Consider the following 18,869-nt stretch of genomic DNA (forward strand, 5'->3'; position numbering starts at 1 on the left):
GGTGATTTTCGAGACCTTCGTGCGAGGTGAGTTGCTCAGCGTCAGTGAGTTCAATGTGGCGTTTGCGTCCCATGACGCTAAAGTAAAAACGCAATCTAAATTTGCTTGACTACTCAATATGCTACGGAAAATTAATTTTAACAAAGCTGGGTTTAAGAACAGTAGTGTTATCGCCTAACTCACCAGAATCGTTGATGCCAGCTGCCCAAAGGGAGTTATCGGTTTTTACAATGAGGCTGTGCTCTTTACCTGCTGCTACTGCTTTAACATCAGTCGTGATTTGAAAGAAAATATTTTTAGTTTTAAATACTTCAATCGTTCCATCCCCTAGCTGGCCCGTGTTACTGCGCCCAGCGCCCCACAGGCTGTTGTCTGTTTTTATGACAAAACTATGATCGTAGCCTGCTGACATAGCCTTGACGTTATCCATTATCTTTACAGGGCTATAGCTCCTGAAATTCGTTCCATCACCCATTTTGCCGTATGAATTAGACCCAGCCCCCCAGAGCGTATTGTCTGTTTTTAAGAAAAAATTATGGTCTATACCCGCCGACATTGCTTTGACATTGTCCATAACCTTAACAAAACTATAGGTGGCTTTATCTTTTGGGTGCGTAGGATCGCCCAGTTGTCCATCATAGTTTGACCCAGCTGCCCAGAGGCTATTGTCTGTTTTAATGATAAGGCTATAACTACCTCCGGCTGATATTTCTTTAACATCATCCATAATTTTGACAAAAGATGCCCCATCTACGTCTTTGCCAAGCTGCCCAAAGAAGTTATATCCAACAGCCCAAAGGCTATTATCTGTCTTTATAATGAGACTATGCCAAGACTTTGTTGCTACGGCTTTAACGTCAGACATCACTTTAATATAGCTAAATTGCGTTTCTCTCCTTCCATTGTCACCTAATTGCCCATAATTATTGAAGCCGGTGGCCCATAGGCTGTTATCTGTTTTGATGATAAAACTATAGGATTCTCCTGCTGCTATAGCTTTGACATCAGACATTACTTTAGTCGGCTTAAATTTGCTGACGTTCGTTCCGTCTCCCAATTGACCTTTTATATTTATTCCATTGACCCATAGGGTATTGTCAGACCTCAATATAAGGCTGTGGTTAGCACCTACGGAGATTTCTAGAATCTCCGTAGATGAGACAGATGATTTTTCTACCTTCACCTCATACGCCTGCTTACTGCCATCTTCGGCTGTGACGGTGTAGCTGACTGGGTTGGTGAAGTTCTGCGCTACGCCTGATGCAGGTGAGACAGTGGCCTTGCTCGACACGGTCAGGGTGGGTACTAGCTTGGTTATGTCCGTGCTGGCAGGCACCGTAGCGGTGATCTTGTGGGTGGTCTGGTCAATGCTGGCCTGCACGACTGGGTTGAGAGTGGCAAAGCTGAAGGCGGTGATCTGCTTCTCCGACGATTTGGGTGCCTGCTCAACAACGACTGTAACCCGGATGGTCTGCTGGCCTCCATCAGCGGCTGTGATGGTGTAACTGACGGGGTTGGTGTAGTCGCGGGCAATACTAGGGTCAGGATCAACCCTGCTTCCACTGGCTACTGGTATGCTGATCTTAAGGACTTTGACGTTGGTACCGGCTGGTACGGTAAGGGTGTAGGTAGAGCCGCTGACCGAGACGCTGGCTCCGCTGACGCCGGTAACGGTGGGGTTGGCCGTGATGAGGTTACCCGCTGGGGTAGGGTTGGGTTGCTCAGTATCTTTTTTGCAAGAGAGCACCGTCAGTATACAAAGAAGCAGGAAAGGCAGAAGTCGACTCATATCGTACATAGTTTAAGTGGGTGGATGGTAACAAAAGGCTGTACTCGTTTGCAGCGCAACCACAAACGAGTACAGGTCGAGGCTGAAATAGACGGTAACAGATTCAGTTTACCGACACTTAATTTATCAAGTATTAAGTCGCTGTATCGTCGAGGTCAGACGCGTTAATCTTACTCTATAATGAGCTAGTCAGCCCCCATAGCATTGGCAAAATCTGTTTCATAACCAATGGGCTATTTATCTTTATAATGGTGTGGATAGAAGCGTTCGATAGATACACAGATAGTATCTGTTCGAAGACGTTATAGTAAAGAACCTTCATTTTTTGTATTCACCCGTTTTAAATTATACAGAACCAGACTTTTTCTTGATAAAGGAGCCATTTTTCCGAATGGTCAAATGAATCATGTTAGATTCGTGATTTACCCCTTAATTTACTCCCTGATTCACAGCGATTAAGCAGGCATGTCTCCGAACTTAGGTCTCTTTTTTAGGTACACCCAACTGTGTTTTGTTATCCTGCTTTCTTCCCTGACTGGCTTTACCCAGTCAACGACTCCGTTAAAACTTCAACCTCACAAGTTACAGTTAGCGCAAAGGCTGTATCGGGAAGGTATTACCCAGAAAAAGCCTATGCTTGTGGCCGAGGGGTATTACGAATACGGTAAATTATATGCGGCCGCCAGTGATTATATCAGCGCGCACCGCTGGTTTCTGAAGTCGCTTCGCATCGTAGAACCACGGGGAGATTCTTATGAATTAGCGCGCCTTCATGTTCGGCTTGCTGATCTGGCCATTCTTCAAAGTCAATACCCGGAAACTGTGCAGCATGCCTATGAAGCTTTGGCAGTGGCCAAACGAAGCCAATCCAAACGGGCTATGATCCGCGCCTGTGCTTTGCTGGCTCGCGTACACGAGATTAACTGGACAGATCGAAGCCCGCCTTCGTTGCGCTGGCCTAAAGCGAATAGTGATAGTGCCCTTTACTACTTCCGTAAGGTTGAGGCACTAGCCTATCAGCTGGGTGATCCAATGGAAGTAGCTCATGTAAAAGAATCCATCGGTGGACAGTTGATCGGTCGCAATAATTCACAGGCTATTACGTACCTGACTGATGCTCTGGCAATTGCGACGCGCCAAAACAGCGCGGATAAACTCCACATGACGCTTAGTGTAGCTTCGGCTTATCTACACTTCGGACAACCAAAACGCGCCTGGACCTATATTCAGCGAGCCCGGCGGATGGGGCAGGTAGAATATCCTGATGTATATTATTGGCAGTTTGCTGTCGAAAGTTCGCTTGTTGAATTCTATCGTCAGACTGGTGACTGGAAACAGGTTGCGATTCATGCCGAACGAATTCACCAGTGGGAAAAACGCGATTTACTGGCTGATCGGGAAGGGGCTATTTCCCGGCTCCACCTTGATTACCAGACCCAGAAAAAAGATTTATTGCTCAAAGCCCAGCAAAAGCAGGTGCAGCTTCAGGCCGAAAACCTACAGGCTCACCAACAAATGACCCTTACGGCCCTGGCTTTACTCGTGCTGGCAACCGTGGCGAGTGTAGTCTTCTACGTGCTTTACCGGAAGAATCGGCGCATTAGTGTTCTGAATGCTCAGTTGGTTAACGAACAGAACCACCGGGTTAAAAACAACTTACAGGTCGTTTCCAGCTTGCTCAGTTTACAGGCGAATCGACTGACGGACGTAGGGGCGAAGGAAGCCATTGAAAAAAGCCGTTTACGGGTTGAGTCGATGGTCATTTTGCACCGCAGGCTTTACGAAGGCGACAAATTAGCTTACGTGAACCTGCATGACTTTATCGACGAGATCGTAGAAACGGTTTTACAAACCTACGGCTATGAGTCTATTCAGCCCACCCTTGAGCTGGAGTCGATCTATTTATCCGCCGATGATGCCGTAGCGGTGGGCTTACTGGTCAACGAGCTGACAACTAACGCCTGTAAACATGCCTTTCCTGGTCAGTCTTCGCCCAGTTATCGCTTAGTTTGTCGACGTAACAAACAGCAGGTTAACTTAACGGTGGCTGATAATGGTCCCGATTTCGTCAGTGACGTTGCGCTGGCCGCTAAAACGAGTTTTGGGATGCGCCTGATTCAGACTTTGTCGAATCAACTTCGGGGTGCATATCAATTTAGTTATCAAAATGGAACCGTATTTACGTTAACTTTCTCGCGAGACGAACCATGAATTCCCTGAACATACTACTGGTTGAAGATCAGTCCATAACGGCTGCGGATATTGAGGAAACGTTAGAGAAAGCCGGTCATCGTATTACCGCCATAGCGTCTAATCGGCACGAAGTGCTGGCGGCTGTTCAGGCAGAAACTCCGGATTTGGCGATCATTGACATTCACCTGGAGGGGTCAACGGCGGATGGAATTGCCATAGCGCAGGAGTTACTTAAACTGAACGGAATGCCCATTATTTATCTGACCGCCAATTCTAAATCGCCCACCTTTCAGCGCGCCAAGAAAACTCGGCCAGCTGCGTATCTACTCAAACCTTTTCGGCAGGAAGAGCTGGCGTTTCAAGTAGAATTGGCGTATCTCAACCAGCGTGAAGAACGCTACGTTTTAACCCCCGATCAGTCGGAAAGTCTGTATGTTCCGTTGAATAAAGGGTATGAACGAATTGATAAAAAAGACGTACTCTATTTACAGGCCAGTGGTGCGTATGTCAAGATCTTTATGGCTGCTGAAGCGCAACCGCATCTGTTGACCATGCATTTGGGTCATTTGGCTCAATATTTCTCCGGCGCTGATTTTTTTCGTCTATCCCGGTCGCTCCTGATCAACCTAAGCTACGTTTCGCGTCTGGAAAGCAATCAGTTATATCTGCTCGGTAACCAAGTTTGCTTACCAATCTCCGAAGGTAGCCGACCGGACCTGTTAAAACGATTAGCCGTTGTACGGACGCCAGCCAAGCCGAGAGAAAAGTAAGAATCCTGCCGGGCCTTGTCTCTTTGGTGGGTAACCGCTCATATAATATCCGTTGGGCGTCGTTGTGTAGCACTTTTCGATTCCTTAATTTGCTAGCATACCTTAAACCGACCCGCTGGTATGCAGCTAGAAATTACGGACTTAACCAAGACTTACTCAAACGGCGTACGCGCCCTAAAAGGAGTTTCGCTAACCATTTCGCAAGGCATGTTTGGCCTGCTTGGCCCAAACGGAGCCGGCAAGTCGAGCCTGATGCGGACCATCGCTACGTTGCAGGAAGCCGACAGTGGCCGCGTCCGGCTAACCGGCGTAACGGTACCCGGCATGGCTGAAACCGACATCGACGTACTCACGCAAAAAGACGCGTTACGGCGTGTACTGGGTTATCTGCCCCAGGAGTTCGGCGTGTATCCGCGCGTAACCGCCGAGTCCATGCTCGATCATATCGCTACGTTAAAAGGCATCACCAACAGCCGCGAACGGAAAGAGATCGTAGAAGCACTGTTGCAGAAGGTCAACCTGTATCAGGTGCGTAAGAAGAACCTGGGTACGTACTCGGGCGGGATGAAACAGCGATTCGGCATTGCGCAGGCCCTGATTGGCAACCCGCGACTGATTATTGTGGATGAGCCCACCGCGGGTCTTGATCCGGCCGAACGTAACCGGTTTCATAATCTGCTCTCTGAGATCGGCGAAAACACCATTGTGATTCTGTCGACCCATATTGTCGAGGACGTGACGAACCTCTGCTCCGACATGGCGATCATCTGCTTGGGCGAAGTGGTGGCCACGGGCAATCCAAATGATCTTGTGCGTGACCTGCGCGGAAAGGTATTTGCCAAATCCATCGACAAAGCCGAACTCAGTACGTATCGATCAACGCATCGGGTTATTTCTACGCAACTAAAAATGGGTAAAACCCAGATTCACGTCTTGGCCGATACGCCACCGGCTAGTTTTGAGCCAGTTAGCCCCGACCTTGAAGACGTGTACTTCGCGAAGATTACGGAGAAAATGGATGTGGTAACTGTATAGGGGTTCGGAGCGAGGAGATAGAAGAGAGGAGTTGCTGACGCTTCCTGTTATTCCTATCCGCATGAATGGCTCCGTCCCATTTTATCTTCTCTTTTGATACTACCCACTAGCACTTTGAAAATGGAAAAGACAAAACATTTCACGGAGCTGATTGTCTGGCAAAAGGCTCATCAGTTTGTATTGAAGGTATATACGTTGAGCAGGCTGTTCCCTAAAGAAGAATTGTTTGGGTTAACCTCGCAGCTTAGACGTAGTGCTACGTCGGTACCCGGCAATATTGCCGAAGGATACCGAAAACGGACTATTCCAAATAAAGCTAAATTCCTGAACACCGCACAAGGATCACTCGATGAATCACATTATTACCTGATTCTGGCCCATGATCTGGACTATGCCAACACTAAAGACTTGCAGGCTGATCTCGACGAAATAGCCCGTTTGCTAAATGCGTATTATATGGCGGTTAACAGCCAACGATAATTGGCTACCTCTCCGACCGGATGGCTTCTCTCTCCTCGCTCCTAACTCCTCAATACTATGTTTTTCGAGATCTTCCGCTTTGAACTGGCGTACCGGCTCAAGCGCCCCGCTACGTATCTGTACGCCTTGATTCTGTTCCTGTTTACGTTCCTGTTTGTCATTTACGGGAGCGGGCCAGCCTCCGAGAAAACGAATGTTAACTCGCCGTATGCCATTAGCCAGTTCGTTGTGGTCATGACCATTATTGGAATGCTGGTCGCGTCGGCGATTATGGGAGTACCCGTATACCGTGACATCGAACACAACACAAAGAATTATTACTTCAGCTTTCCCATCAGTGAGCGAGGCTACCTGTTGGGCCGCTATCTGGGGTCATTCGTTGTGCTGTTGGGTGTAATGGCCGCTGGCATGCCGGGAATCGTGATCGGGTCGCTACTCGGGCCGGTGTTCAACTTAGCTAACAACGTCGAACGCTTCGGACCGATTCGCTTCCGTGATTATGTAAATCCGTTTCTGGTATTTGTGATACCTAACATGTTTTTGGTCGGCAGCATCTTCTTTGGTTTAGTCGCCTTCTCGCGGCAAGTGTTTACAACGTATGCGGGCAGTATTCTCTTGTTTGTGGCCTATCTGTTAGGGTCGACGCTGATGCAGGATCTGGATAACAAGCACCTCGTTAACCTGCTCGATCCGTTCGGTTCGTATGCCTATGATGCAGCCACTAAATATTGGTCGCCGGTGGAGCAGAACACCTTGCTAGCCCCGCTGGAGGGCGATCTGCTCATGAATCGTCTGATCTGGTTCGGTGTGGGCCTGCTGGTGTTTCTCCTCACGGTAGCACGTTTCAGTTTTATCCGGTTTCTGGCCGTTAAACTAGGGAAGAAAGAGAAAGGCGAAAGTCCGGCGAAGGCTGTTCCGTCCTTAGCAAGCTTACCCACGCCAACGCCGGTATTTCAGGTCAGTACGTACGTTCGGCAGATGTTTCGCCAGGCCCGTATCGAATTTGTCAGCATTGTCCGAGACCCTTATTTCATTGCCATTCTGCTGGGTGCTGTGCTGTTTCTGTTCCTCGATGGCTGGTTCGGCATCACAACGTATGGTACGCCTTCGCTGCCTACGACCTATACCATGCTTGAGGCCCGCAACGGTACGTTCTTCTTTTTTGTCCTGATCGTGTTGATTTTTTATACGGGTGAGGTTGTTCACCGCGACAAGGCCGTTCATTACGATGCGATTGCCGACGCCCTGCCCGTACCGGACTGGATGAACTACGGCGCTAAGCTCTTGTCCATGATCTACATCTGCCTGCTGCTGACGACCTTGGTGCTGGTGTCGGGCGTGTTGAATCAGACCGTGAAGGGGTATTTCAATTACGAGTTTTCGATCTATTTCCGTGATCTGTATCTGATTGCGTTTACCCAGTATTTTCAGCTGGTGATGCTGGCATTCTTCGTGCATACGTTGGTCAATCAGAAATTTGTGGGGCACATCGTTACGTTGGCGACCTACATCGTGATTTGGGCGGTGCCGCAGTTCGCCGAGTTCAATTACCGGTTAGCCTTGCCGTTTTCGGGGGGAACCATCCAGCTTTCCGATATGAATGGCTTTGGTCATTACGTAGCAAGTCTGGCTTCCTTTCGGGTGTACTGGTATGCCTTTGGCGGATTGCTGCTCGTACTGGCGCTGTGGTTCTGGAACCGAGGTGCCGACACGAGTATGAAGGCCCGCTGGCAGCTTGCTCGTCAACGTATGGGGCGTTTGTCCATGCTGGTATTTACCGTGTTGCTGCTGGCGTTCGTAAGCATGGGCGCCTGGATTTACACAAATGTAAGCGTGCGCAACCGCTATTACTCGGCCGATGAACAACGCGAACGGCAGGCCGGGTTCGAGAAGACGTATCACCGCTATGCAAATGTTCTTCAGCCAAAGATTACCTCAGCAAAGGTGAACGTGGACGTGTTTCCGGATGAGTTTAAAGCTGTTGCGTCGGGGCTATTTTCAATCGTGAATAAAGGCAATCAGCCGATCGACTCGCTGCACCTGAGCCTGCCCGCCGATAATTTTCATCGGCAATTGACCAAGCTGCTTATCGACGGAAAGACACCTGGCTTGCTGGTGAACGACACTGAGTTGGATTACTATATCTACAAGCTTCCACAACGACTAAATCCCGGCGATACGGCCCGGATGGAGATGGCGGTGACGGGTCAGTACGTTGGTTTTGCCAATAGTGGTGATAGCCGGGATGTAGTGGCCAACGGTACGTTCTTTAACGTTGGTATCTTCCCCGGTTTTGGCTACGACGAAGGTCGGGAGCTGAGCAGCGACAAATACCGCAAGAAGTATAAGTTGCCGGTTAAAGAGTGGACGCTGCCAGTGCAAACCGATTCACTTGGCCTGCGTGACTTTCTGTTTACTGACGATGCCGACTGGGTAACGTTTGAAGGAACGATCTCTACTACACCCGACCAGACAGCTATTATGCCCGGCCAACTGCTCAAAACCTGGACGAAGAATGGGTCTGATGGGAAGCCTCGCAAGTATTTTCAGTATAAGCTACCGGGCTTTTCCGATTACTTCTTTAGCATGTGTTCGGCCAAATACGGCGTTAAGCGCGATCGTTGGACATCACCCGCCGGGCAAACCGTTGCGCTGGAAATTTATCACCATCCCGGCCACGAACGTAACCTCGACCGGTTTATGGCGAGTATGAAAGCGTCGCTGGCATACTATTCGAAAAACTATGCACCGTATCCGTACCCAGTATTGCGGGTGCTGGAGTTTCCGCGCTACGCTACGTTTGCGCAGTCCTTCCCCACAACTGTACCGTACTCGGAAGAATTCGGTTGGGTAGGCGACTTTCGCGATCCCAACAAAACAGACTATGCGTATTTCGTTACGGCGCATGAGGTAGCGCACCAGTGGTGGGGGCACCAGATTATGCCTAGCCGAACAAGAGGAGCTAACCAGATTTCAGAGACGATGGCTGAATACTCGGCGCTTATGGTACTCAAGCAGCGCTACGGTACCGACGCCATGCCTAAGTTCCTGAAGTATAGCCTGGACCAATACCTGCGTGGGCGGGCGAATGAGGATAAATTTGAAGCCACGTTATTACAGAACGATACGCGTTCGTACGTCTGGTATCAGAAAGGGTCGCTGATTATGTACGCGTTGCAGGACTACATCGGCGAAGAACGAGTGAATCAGGCCTTGAAGAAATACATGGAAGCCGCCCGATTCCGGCAAAAAGCGCCATTTACTACGTCAACCGAGTGGTATAGCTTCCTGAAAACGGCTACCCCAGATTCGCTACGTCCGTGGCTAACCGATGCCTTCGAAAAGCTGGCCTTGTATGACAACCGGATTACCAAAGCAGAGGCTAAATCCATCGGTAACGGGCAGTACCGGGTAAAGCTTTACGTGCGTACCGCTACCGAATACTACGACAAGACAGGCAAGGAAACGGCGAAGGGCAAAGGACCGGTAATTGCCGACATTGCGGTGTTGACCGATGATAGCAAGAACAAAGACGGGATGACGACGAAGACGCCTTTGCTGATGCAGAAGCGCAGCCTGACGCCCGGCGAACACGTAATCGAAGTGACAGTTAAAGGTAAGCCCGTGAAAGCCGGTATCGACCCGTACAACAAACTCATTGATCGGGTGTCAGACGATAATCTGGTGAATGTGGAGATGCTGTAGGAGTAGGTTTTTCTGAGATTGTAGTCGCCAGCTCTCAACGTATTGGGGGCTGGCGACTGCGTTTAGCCGATTACCCCGCCCAGTTCTCGCGATCGAGACTACGGTATTGGATGGCTTCGGCTAGATGTTCAATACGGATTTCTTCGGTGCCCGCCAGGTCGGCGATGGTACGGGAGACTTTCAGGATACGGTCGTAGGCGCGGGCGGATAGCCCTAGCCGTTCCATCGCCGTCTTCAATAAGGCCCGACCCGCATCACCAATCTGGCAGACTTCTTTTACCATCTGCGAGGGCATCATCGCATTGGAGTAGATACCCGGTTGATTGGCAAATCGCTCGGTCTGAATGTTGCGGGCTTTGATTACGCGTTCGCGAATGGCTTCGCTGGTTTCGGCGGGGCGGTTGGCCGTCATCTGATCGAAGGAAACCGGTGTTACTTCCACGTGTAGGTCGATGCGGTCGAGTAGGGGACCGCTGATTTTGGCCAGATACTTCTGCACAATGCCCGGTCCGCAGACGCACTCTTTTTCGGGGTGATTGTAGTAGCCGCAGGGGCAGGGGTTCATGCTGGCAATGAGCATAAAGCTAGCTGGAAACTCCACCGCCCACTTCGCCCGGGAGATGCTCACTTTCCGGTCTTCGAGCGGCTGACGCATCACTTCGAGCGCGGAACGTTTGAACTCCGGTAACTCATCCAGAAACAAGACACCGTTATGCGCCAGCGATATTTCGCCCGGTTGCGGAAAACTACCGCCACCGACCAGAGCCGCATCGGAAATGGTATGGTGCGGAGCCCGGTAAGGACGAGTCGCCATGAGGTTGGCCCGGGCGCCGAGCTTGCCCGCTACGGAATGGATCTTGGTTGTTTCGAGCGCTTCCTGCAACGTCAGCGGAGGAAGGATACTCGGCAGACGTTTTGCCAGCATGGTTTTACCCGCACCCGGAGGCCCAATCATAATGACGTTATGCCCACCCGCGGCCGCAATCTCCATCGCCCGCTTGATGTTTTCCTGGCCCTGCACATGCGAAAAATCAGCATCGTAGGCGTTAATCTGGCTCATGAACAAGTCGCGGGTGTCACTAGACAGGGGAGCGATGTCTTTTTTACCCTCAAAGAACTCAACCGCTTCCTGCATCGTCGTGACGCCAATCACATCCAGATTGTTGACGATGGCCGCTTCCTGCGCATTTTCGACGGGTAATACAAAGCCTTTGTAGCCTTGTTTTCTGGCCTCAATCGCGATCGGCAATACGCCCTTTATCGGTCGCAAACTGCCATCAAGCGCCAGCTCACCCATGATTACGTAATCGCCAAGATTTCGCTGGGTTGTAATCTGTTCAGAAGCCTGCAGTACGCAGAGGCCAATCGGCAGGTCGTAGGCTGAGCCTTCTTTTCGAATGTCGGCGGGAGCGAGATTGACGACAACCTTCTGGCGGGGCATCCGGTACCCAAAAAACTTGAGCGAAGCCTCAACCCGCTGCTCGCTTTCTTTTACGGCGCTGTCGGGCAAGCCGACCATATGAAAATGCAACCCCTGCGCAACGGCAACTTCAATGGTAATGATACTGGCATTGACGCCATACACGGCCGCGCCAAAGGTTTTAGCTAACATGTTAAGTTACGGTAGATAGTAGGGTAAACGAAACCAAAGCTACAGAATTAAATTTTCTCGGCAATTCGCAGCTTGGCGCTTCGGGCACGCGGATTTTTAGCGGTTTCGTCGGGCAGAGCCTCAATGGGTTTACGCGTTACGGCACGTAGCGGTTTGATCTCGTTGCCGAACAAATCTTTCTCGACTTCACCCTGAAATTTACCTTTGTTGATGAAGTTCTTCACCAGCCGGTCTTCCAGCGAATGATACGACATAACCACTAGACGCCCGCCGGGTTTCAATACGTCCGGTACCTGTTCCAGAAACTCCTCCAGTGCCTGTAGTTCTTCGTTTACTTCGATACGTAACGCCTGAAAAACCTGCGCAAAATATTTGTTTTCCTTGCCCCGGGGAGCAAAGCGCTGGAGCGCGGCTTTTAAATCATTAACCGTTTTCAGCGGCCGGTTTGAACGGGCGGATACAATGGCACTAGCGGCCGTTCTGGCATTCGTGATTTCGCCGTACATTCCTAAAATCCGATGGAGGTCGGCTTCGGTATACTCATTCACAACCTGCCGGGCCGTGCGATCCGCCTGCTGGTTCATGCGCATGTCCAGTTCCGCGTCGTAACGGGTAGAAAAACCACGTTCGGGCGTGTCAATTTGGTGCGACGAAATACCCAGATCGGCCAAAATACCGTCGACCTGCTCGGCTTTATAGAGCCGTAAATAGCGTTTTAAGTTCCGAAAATTTGAGGCAACGAACGTTAGGCGAGGGTCGCCAATCGCCTGGGCATTGGCACGCGCATCGGCATCCTGATCGAAGCCGAACAGTCGACCGCCTTCCAGCTGACGCAGAATTTCACGGCTGTGGCCACCACCCCCGAACGTAATGTCAACGTAGGTGCCGCCGGGTTGTATATTCAGGCCATCAATGCAGGCCTGTAGTAAAACGGGTTCGTGGTAATTGGTCGTCATAAAAAGAACGGATAAGCAGACCTCCGTCGAAAGAAGGAATTGTTACTTAGTAGCCGAGGAGCTTAACGGAATAACCGCCCGTACAGTAAACGAAGGACGGATATAGTTGGTGCCATTTTCCCGAAAACCGCTGAGTACACCCGCAAACACCGGATAGCGCGTTTCGACGGAGAATATTTTCCGGTAGCTGATACCAACGCCCGTGTCGAGCGGCCCAAAAACCGTGGACAAACCCGTATAAATCTTCCCCTGAACGGCGCGCCGACCAATGTACTGACCAGCATAAAGGCCTAAGTGAAGGGCCGTTTCTGTATCAATAAGCGTTTTCCGGTTATATCTTCCAATTTCTACTAATGTAAAGACATTATGAAGCCGACGAGGTAGTAGCACTTGCACAGCGAAACCGTACCCAATAGCTTTACCCTGAGCACTAGTCCAGGACGAGCCGAAGGTGCCTAAACCGACTATTGCTTTACCAAACTTCTTCTGTTCCAGATAGATCTTCGAATCAATTCGGCAGAAGGACAAGTATTCTTTTAACAGGTTGATAAGACTGGCTTCCGTATAAGTAACATTGTCGGTATTTAGCGTAGGACACTCACTCAGAACGGCCGAAAGCGTCTTGCGGAAAGCGGGATCATTGAATGCGTATAGCGTTTCGCGCCTGTTGATAGAAAGATGTATGTCGTCGAGTAATACGAGCGAATCGTACTTTGCCACAACAAAACGAAGTTTGGCGTCTGCATCGAAGTACCGATAGAGCTTAACCGCAGGACTTTCCAATAGAACTTCGGCCAGAAAGTAAGTCGAATCAATACGTCCAACAATGTCGTCGCCCACTCGTACCGGCGCTTTTGTATAGTAAGGTACTTTCAGATATAAACCTTCATATACCGGACCATCCTGAATGGTTAGTTGCTGGATGGCTTTGACCGGTATGGTTTGTACAGAAGAAGAGCGGGCAGGTATAAATTCAATGGATTCAGGACTTTTACTCCAGTCATAAAACTTGACGATTCCTGTACGGGTGCTATCATTACGATCCGTCAGCGTAGCCGCTCTATGTTCGTATTGAGCAAATGTAGTAATGGAGAATAGACAATATAAAGCTGTAAAGTATGGACGCATAGAAGGGGTTGATGGGACAGAAAACAACAAACAACTAATTCCGTTTCTTTTGCGTTGCAAAAAGCAAACCCCGCAAGATACTAATCGGTAACCAGCTATCAACTTGCATGAAGACAATAGTCAACTATTTATATGTAATCATTTGTCTGTCAGCCATAACTTGCTCTGGGCAGTCTACTTCTGTTAAGCCAGGACAATACCGCGCCGTGTTAAAAACTCGTGGTGGTGAACTCCCCTTTGGGCTTGACATTCAGCCTTCGGGTACAGACACTAAAACGTATACGGTCTTTGCCTTAAATGGTAACGAGCGCTTAAAAATGGACCCCGCCACTGTACAGGGTGATTCACTTCGTATACCAATGGCCTTGTTTGAATCGGAACTGGTTGCCAAGATAGACGATAATACGTCCGGCGTGGCAACGCTCCGGGGTGTCTGGCGTCGACGCCGGGCCGGGCAACAGTATCAGACGCTACCCTTCGAAGCACAGCAGGGATACACGTATCGCTTCGCACCTAGCAGTGAGGCTGCACCAGCGAACCTAAGCGGAAAATGGGCAACAAATTTTGATAGTAAAACCGGACGCGTTGATACGGTGAACGCCGTTGGCGTGTTCGACCAAAAAGGCAACCGCGTCACTGGAACGTTTCTGACGCCCACGGGTGATTATCGGTATCTCGATGGCAACGTAGTGGGCGATAGTCTGTTTTTGTCCTGCTTCGACGGCTCACACCTATTTCTGTTTAAAGCGAAACACAACCCCGCGACTAAGACGCTGACCGGTGGTTTCTGGTCGGGTGTATCAGGTTACGAGTCATGGGTAGCCCGCTTCGACCCCAAGGCCGAACTGCCTGACCCGGCTAAGTTAACGTATCTTAAACCCGGTGCTAAGACGCTTACGTTCTCGTTTCCGGAGCCGAACGGGAAAATGGTTTCACTGGCTGATGACCGATTTAAGAATAAGGTGACGATCGTGCAGATTCTCGGCACCTGGTGCCCAAACTGTATGGACGAAACCAATTTCCTGAGCCCCTGGTACAAACGTAACAAACAGCGGGGCGTTGAAGTCGTTGGGTTAGCCTTCGAGCGGTCGGCTGCACTGGCCGAGTCGGGACCGAAGATTGAGCGTATGAAACAGCGGTTTCAAATTGATTACCCCGTTGTTTTGGCGGGCACCAACGACAAAGCACAAGCCTCAAAAGCCCTACCTGATCTGAACGCCGTTGTGGCCTTTCCAACTACGCTGTTCATCGACAAAAAAGGGCAGGTACGTCACATCCACACCGGCTTTTCCGGTCCTGGAACAGGAAAATATTATGACCAATACGTAGAAGAGTTTAATCGACTCGTTGATAAGCTGCTGTCTGAACCCGGATTAAATTGATTTTAAATGATTAACAGGATTTTGCTTTTTTAATTTATGAAGGTGGAATCCTGTTGATCCATCTTGAGTTAAATTTGGGTTTAAGTGGTATGCATGCATACTATTTTCTGAAAAAATAGTAGATTTACAGTCTGTAATTGGACAGGACGACACCTACTATGAAAAAGGAAAAAACCGTTGATTTTCATATAAAATGGGGTTGGCATGCCATTTCGCGCATGTACAACGCCTACGCAGCCCGCTTCGATATTACAATGGCGATCGGGTTTGTGCTGATTAATATTGATCTGGAAGAAGGCACGCCCGCCACGAAAATTGGGCCTCTTCTGGGTATGGAGCCCCGTTCGCTGGTCCGGATGCTGAAGAGTCTCGAAGAGCGTGGCCTGATCCGCCGGGAGGTTGACGGCAACGATAAGCGCTTTGTGCGGATCTACCTGACCGAAGAAGGAAAAGTAAAGCGCGAGATGGCACGTGATGGGGTTATTCAGTTCAATAACATGATCCGCGAGAAGATCCCGCTCGATAAGCTGGTAGTTTTCTTTGATGTTATTAAGGACATCAACCGCATTGTCGAAGAAGAAAACGCGAAGATCAAAGCGGCTGAGGCCGAGATTGAGGAACTACCCCTGGATTAAAGAATTCGAAAGCCATGCCAACGACTGCTGTTAATCTCGCTCAGGACCGATTGAAGGCGTTCACGAGGCTGATGAGTCTGGCATCAACGCTTTACCACGCCAACCCAAAAAATACTACAAAGAGAATGAACATTGCTGACGACGATGTACGACAACTGCTCGAAAGTTTGAATCAGCATAACGTAAAGTTTCTGTTAGTGGGTGGTATGGCGGGCGTTATTCATGGTCATGTCCGAACTACGCAGGATATGGATTTGTGGCTTAAAGCAGATGAAGTGAATAAAGCTAATCTGATACTGGCACTGAAAGAAAATGAAGTCGCTGGAGCCGATTACTTAAAAGATGTTCCGCTCATATTCGGTTGGACATCCGTAGCGGTTGGCAAGTACGGCTTTACGTTGGATATGGGGTATAATCTAAAAGCTTTTCGCGATATAGATTTTGATGCCTGTTATGAACGATCGATTGAAGTGGCCTTCGATGGCGTTACGTTCAACGTGATCCAGCTTAATGATCTCATCACAGAGAAGCTGGCAACCGGGCGCTCAAAGGACCTTGTTGACGCAGAAGAATTAACTAAATTAAAAAACGAAGGAAATCAGGATAGTACTGACCAACAAGGATAGAGCTGTTTTCGATTCCTAATTTACACTTTGTTCATGGAAGCAACCTTAGAAAAACCTAAAAGTGTATCAAAAAACCGGACCATTCGGCGCGTAGCGGTGCTGGGTTCGGGTATTATGGGTTCACGCATTGCTGCCCACTTCGCAAACATTGGCGTCGACGTATTGCTGCTGGACATTGTTCCGAAAGAGCCAAATGCTGCCGAGCAGGCAAAAGGTCTTACAACCGACAGCCCGGCTGTACGTAATCGCATTGTTACCGAAGCATTTCAGACGATGCTTAAGGCTACACCAGCCTCGCTTTACAGCTCTAAGTTTGCCGAACGTATCAAGCTGGGCAACTTCGACGACAACCTGAAAGACATTGCCAGTTACGATTGGATTATTGAGGTTGTGGTTGAGCGGCTTGATATCAAGCGCTCCGTGTATGAACGGGTTGAACAATTCCGTAAGCCAGGTACGCTCATTACGTCGAATACGTCGGGTATTCCGATGCATTTGCTGACCGAAGGCCGGAGCGACGATTTTCGTCGTAATTTCTGCGGTACGCACTTCTTCAATCCGCCCCGGTATCTGCGGTTGCTCGAAATCATTCCAGGGCCTGAGACCGACCCCGCCGTTATTGATTTCCTGATGAATTACGGCGATTTATACCTTGGCAAAACGACTGTACTGTGTAAAGACACGCCTGGCTTCATCGCAAACCGACTCGGAATTCAGTCGCTGATCCAAACCATTCGGGTTGCTGAGGAGATGGGCTTGACCGTCGAGGAAGTAGATAAGCTGACGGGACCGGTGGTTGGACGGCCTAAATCCGGTACGTTCCGCTTATCGGACGTAGTGGGTCTGGATACGACGGTGAACGTAGCGAGTAACCTCGCCAAAATGGAGCATGATGAGTCGCGGGCTTCGTTCGAGCTACCGGCTTCGGTGCAGAAACTGATGGAGAACAAGTGGCTCGGCGACAAAACCGGTCAGGGCTATTACAAAAAGACTAAAGACGAAAAAGGGAAAACGCTGATTCTGGCGCTTGACCTGAAAACATTTGAATACAAACCTTCCGAGAAAGTAAAATTCGCTACGCTGGAAAGCACAAAGGCGATTGATAACCTGAAGAAACGCTTCCCGGTGCTGCTGGCCGGACAGGATAAAGCCGGTGAGTTCTATCGTCAAACATTTGCTGATGGCTTTCAGTACGCGACGCACCGCATTCCTGAAATCTCCGATGAACTGTACCGGATTGATGCGGCCATCACAGCAGGCTTTGGCTGGCAGGTTGGTCTGTTCGAGACCTGGGATGCCATTGGCGTTCGGAAAGGCGTTGAACTCATCGAAGCACAGGGTAAGAAACCTGCGCAGTGGGTCTACGACATGCTCGACGCTGGCTTTGAGCAGTTCTACAAAGTTGAAGGTGGAAAGCGGAAGTATTACGACATCCCGACGAAGAGCTACCAGATTATTCCGGGTACAGAAACCTTCACGATTCTCGAAAATCTCAGCAATAATATCGTCTGGAAAAACTCGGGGGCAAATATCATTGATATCGGTGATGGTATTCTGAATGTTGAGTTCCGCAGCAAGATGAACACCTTCGGGCAGGAGGTTTCCGAAGCTTTACTGAAAGGAATTTCATTAGCCGAAAAAGACTTCCGGGGTTTAGTTGTGGGCAACGATTCTACCGAAGCGTTCTCAGCCGGGGCCAATCTGGGTACGTTGTTCATGTACGCCGTAGAGCAGGAGTTCGACGAGGTTAATTTGATGATTGCCCAGTTCCAGAAGCTGATCACGCGCCTGCGCTATTCGTCGATTCCGGTTGTTGTGGCTCCGCACACGCTTACGCTTGGCGGTGGCTGCGAGGCCGTGTTACATGCTGACCGGGCCGTTGCTCATGCCGAAAGCTACATTGGTCTGGTCGAAGTTGGTGTCGGTCTTATTCCGGCCGGTGGCGGTACGAAAGAGATGGCGGCTCGTGCATCTGATCTGTACCAAACCGGTGATCCGGAGTTGAACATTCTGCAAAGTGTGTTCATGAATATCGCTACGGCGAAGGTATCGACTTCGGCGCAGGAAGCGCGGGAGATGAATTACCTCCGTTCGACGGACCAGATCGTGCTGAACCGTAGCCGACTGCTGGCCGAAGCCAAACAAGCAGCCATCAATCTGGCTGAAGATGGTTATACACAACCCAAACCTCGTACCGACATTAAAGTACAAGGCAAAACCGGTATTGCTTTATTCAAGGCGGGGATCACGGCTATGCGTATGGGTAACTACATCTCGGACCACGACGTAAAGATTGCCGATAAGCTGGCATACGTCATCTGCGGTGGCGACTTAAGTGCTCCGCAAACTGTATCTGAGCAATATCTGCTCGACCTGGAGCGCGAAGCCTTCCTGTCGTTAACCGGTGAGAAGAAAACGCTGGAGCGGATTCAAAGCCTGCTCACGGGTGGTAAGCCGCTACGTAATTAGATCTATAAGTATATCTTTAGACACAAAAAAGGCAGCTCACTAGCTGCCTTTTTTGTGTTCCAAATTATGAACCTGTCTAAAATTTAGAA

General features: G+C 49.7%; 13 protein-coding genes. 9 read left to right on the forward strand and 4 right to left on the reverse strand.

The annotated features are described in order from the left end of the window. Nucleotides 1–121: 121 nt before the first annotated feature. Entirely contained in the window at nt 122–1,789 is a 1,668-nt protein-coding gene (locus ACYVIY_RS01240; RefSeq protein ID WP_460974423.1) for an RCC1 domain-containing protein, read from the reverse strand. A 465-nt stretch (nt 1,790–2,254) separates the two neighbouring features. Here ACYVIY_RS01240 and ACYVIY_RS01245 point away from each other — a divergent pair, with 465 nt between their 5' ends. The 5 genes from ACYVIY_RS01245 (at nt 2,255) to ACYVIY_RS01265 (ending at nt 9,972) form a co-directional block, all read left to right on the forward strand. After that, nucleotides 2,255–4,000, forward strand: coding sequence for a histidine kinase dimerization/phosphoacceptor domain -containing protein (locus ACYVIY_RS01245; protein WP_460974424.1), 1,746 nt, complete (start codon nt 2,255–2,257; stop codon nt 3,998–4,000). Then, nucleotides 3,997–4,752, forward strand: coding sequence for a response regulator (locus ACYVIY_RS01250; RefSeq protein WP_460974425.1), 756 nt, complete (start codon nt 3,997–3,999; stop codon nt 4,750–4,752). The genes ACYVIY_RS01245 and ACYVIY_RS01250 overlap by 4 nt, the downstream gene beginning before the upstream one ends. A gap of 120 nt (nt 4,753–4,872) precedes the next feature. Next, nucleotides 4,873–5,787, forward strand: a complete 915-nt coding sequence (locus ACYVIY_RS01255; RefSeq protein WP_460974426.1) for an ABC transporter ATP-binding protein — start codon at nt 4,873–4,875, stop codon at nt 5,785–5,787. Between the two features lie 120 nt (nt 5,788–5,907). Further along, on the forward strand, nt 5,908–6,267 hold the full coding sequence (locus ACYVIY_RS01260; protein ID WP_460974427.1) for a four helix bundle protein: 360 nt from the start codon (nt 5,908–5,910) through the stop codon (nt 6,265–6,267). A gap of 57 nt (nt 6,268–6,324) precedes the next feature. Beyond that, complete coding sequence (locus ACYVIY_RS01265) at nt 6,325–9,972, forward strand: ABC transporter permease/M1 family aminopeptidase (protein ID WP_460974428.1); 3,648 nt, start codon at nt 6,325–6,327, stop codon at nt 9,970–9,972. Between the two features lie 70 nt (nt 9,973–10,042). Here the strand turns inward: ACYVIY_RS01265 and ACYVIY_RS01270 are convergent, their stop codons facing one another. From ACYVIY_RS01270 to ACYVIY_RS01280, 3 genes are read right to left on the reverse strand one after another with little or no spacing between them, the layout of a single operon-like run. After that, entirely contained in the window at nt 10,043–11,584 is a 1,542-nt protein-coding gene (locus ACYVIY_RS01270) for a YifB family Mg chelatase-like AAA ATPase (RefSeq protein WP_460974429.1), read from the reverse strand. A 47-nt stretch (nt 11,585–11,631) separates the two neighbouring features. Next, nucleotides 11,632–12,540: a 16S rRNA (cytosine(1402)-N(4))-methyltransferase RsmH gene (gene rsmH, locus ACYVIY_RS01275; protein ID WP_460974430.1), complete on the reverse strand. Its 909-nt coding sequence runs from the start codon at nt 12,538–12,540 to the stop codon at nt 11,632–11,634. Between the two features lie 42 nt (nt 12,541–12,582). Then, complete coding sequence (locus tag ACYVIY_RS01280) at nt 12,583–13,668, reverse strand: hypothetical protein (RefSeq protein WP_460974431.1); 1,086 nt, start codon at nt 13,666–13,668, stop codon at nt 12,583–12,585. Nucleotides 13,669–13,775: 107 nt separating this feature from the next. On the opposite strand from ACYVIY_RS01280, the gene ACYVIY_RS01285 reads away from it, so the two are divergent. From ACYVIY_RS01285 to ACYVIY_RS01300, 4 genes are all read left to right on the forward strand, one after another. Beyond that, nucleotides 13,776–15,050 carry a TlpA disulfide reductase family protein gene (locus ACYVIY_RS01285; protein WP_460974432.1) on the forward strand — a complete coding sequence of 425 codons (1,275 nt, stop codon included), beginning with the start codon at nt 13,776–13,778 and terminating at the stop codon, nt 15,048–15,050. A gap of 158 nt (nt 15,051–15,208) precedes the next feature. Then, a complete protein-coding gene (locus ACYVIY_RS01290; protein ID WP_460974434.1) occupies nt 15,209–15,685 on the forward strand; it encodes a MarR family winged helix-turn-helix transcriptional regulator in 477 nt (158 codons plus the stop codon). 125 nt (nt 15,686–15,810) lie between these two features. Then, nucleotides 15,811–16,311, forward strand: a complete 501-nt coding sequence (locus ACYVIY_RS01295) for a nucleotidyltransferase (RefSeq protein ID WP_460974435.1) — start codon at nt 15,811–15,813, stop codon at nt 16,309–16,311. A gap of 33 nt (nt 16,312–16,344) precedes the next feature. Then, on the forward strand, nt 16,345–18,780 hold the full coding sequence (locus ACYVIY_RS01300; protein ID WP_460974436.1) for a 3-hydroxyacyl-CoA dehydrogenase/enoyl-CoA hydratase family protein: 2,436 nt from the start codon (nt 16,345–16,347) through the stop codon (nt 18,778–18,780). Nucleotides 18,781–18,869: the final 89 nt, after the last annotated feature.

The sequence above is a fragment of the Spirosoma knui genome (assembly GCF_054780635.1).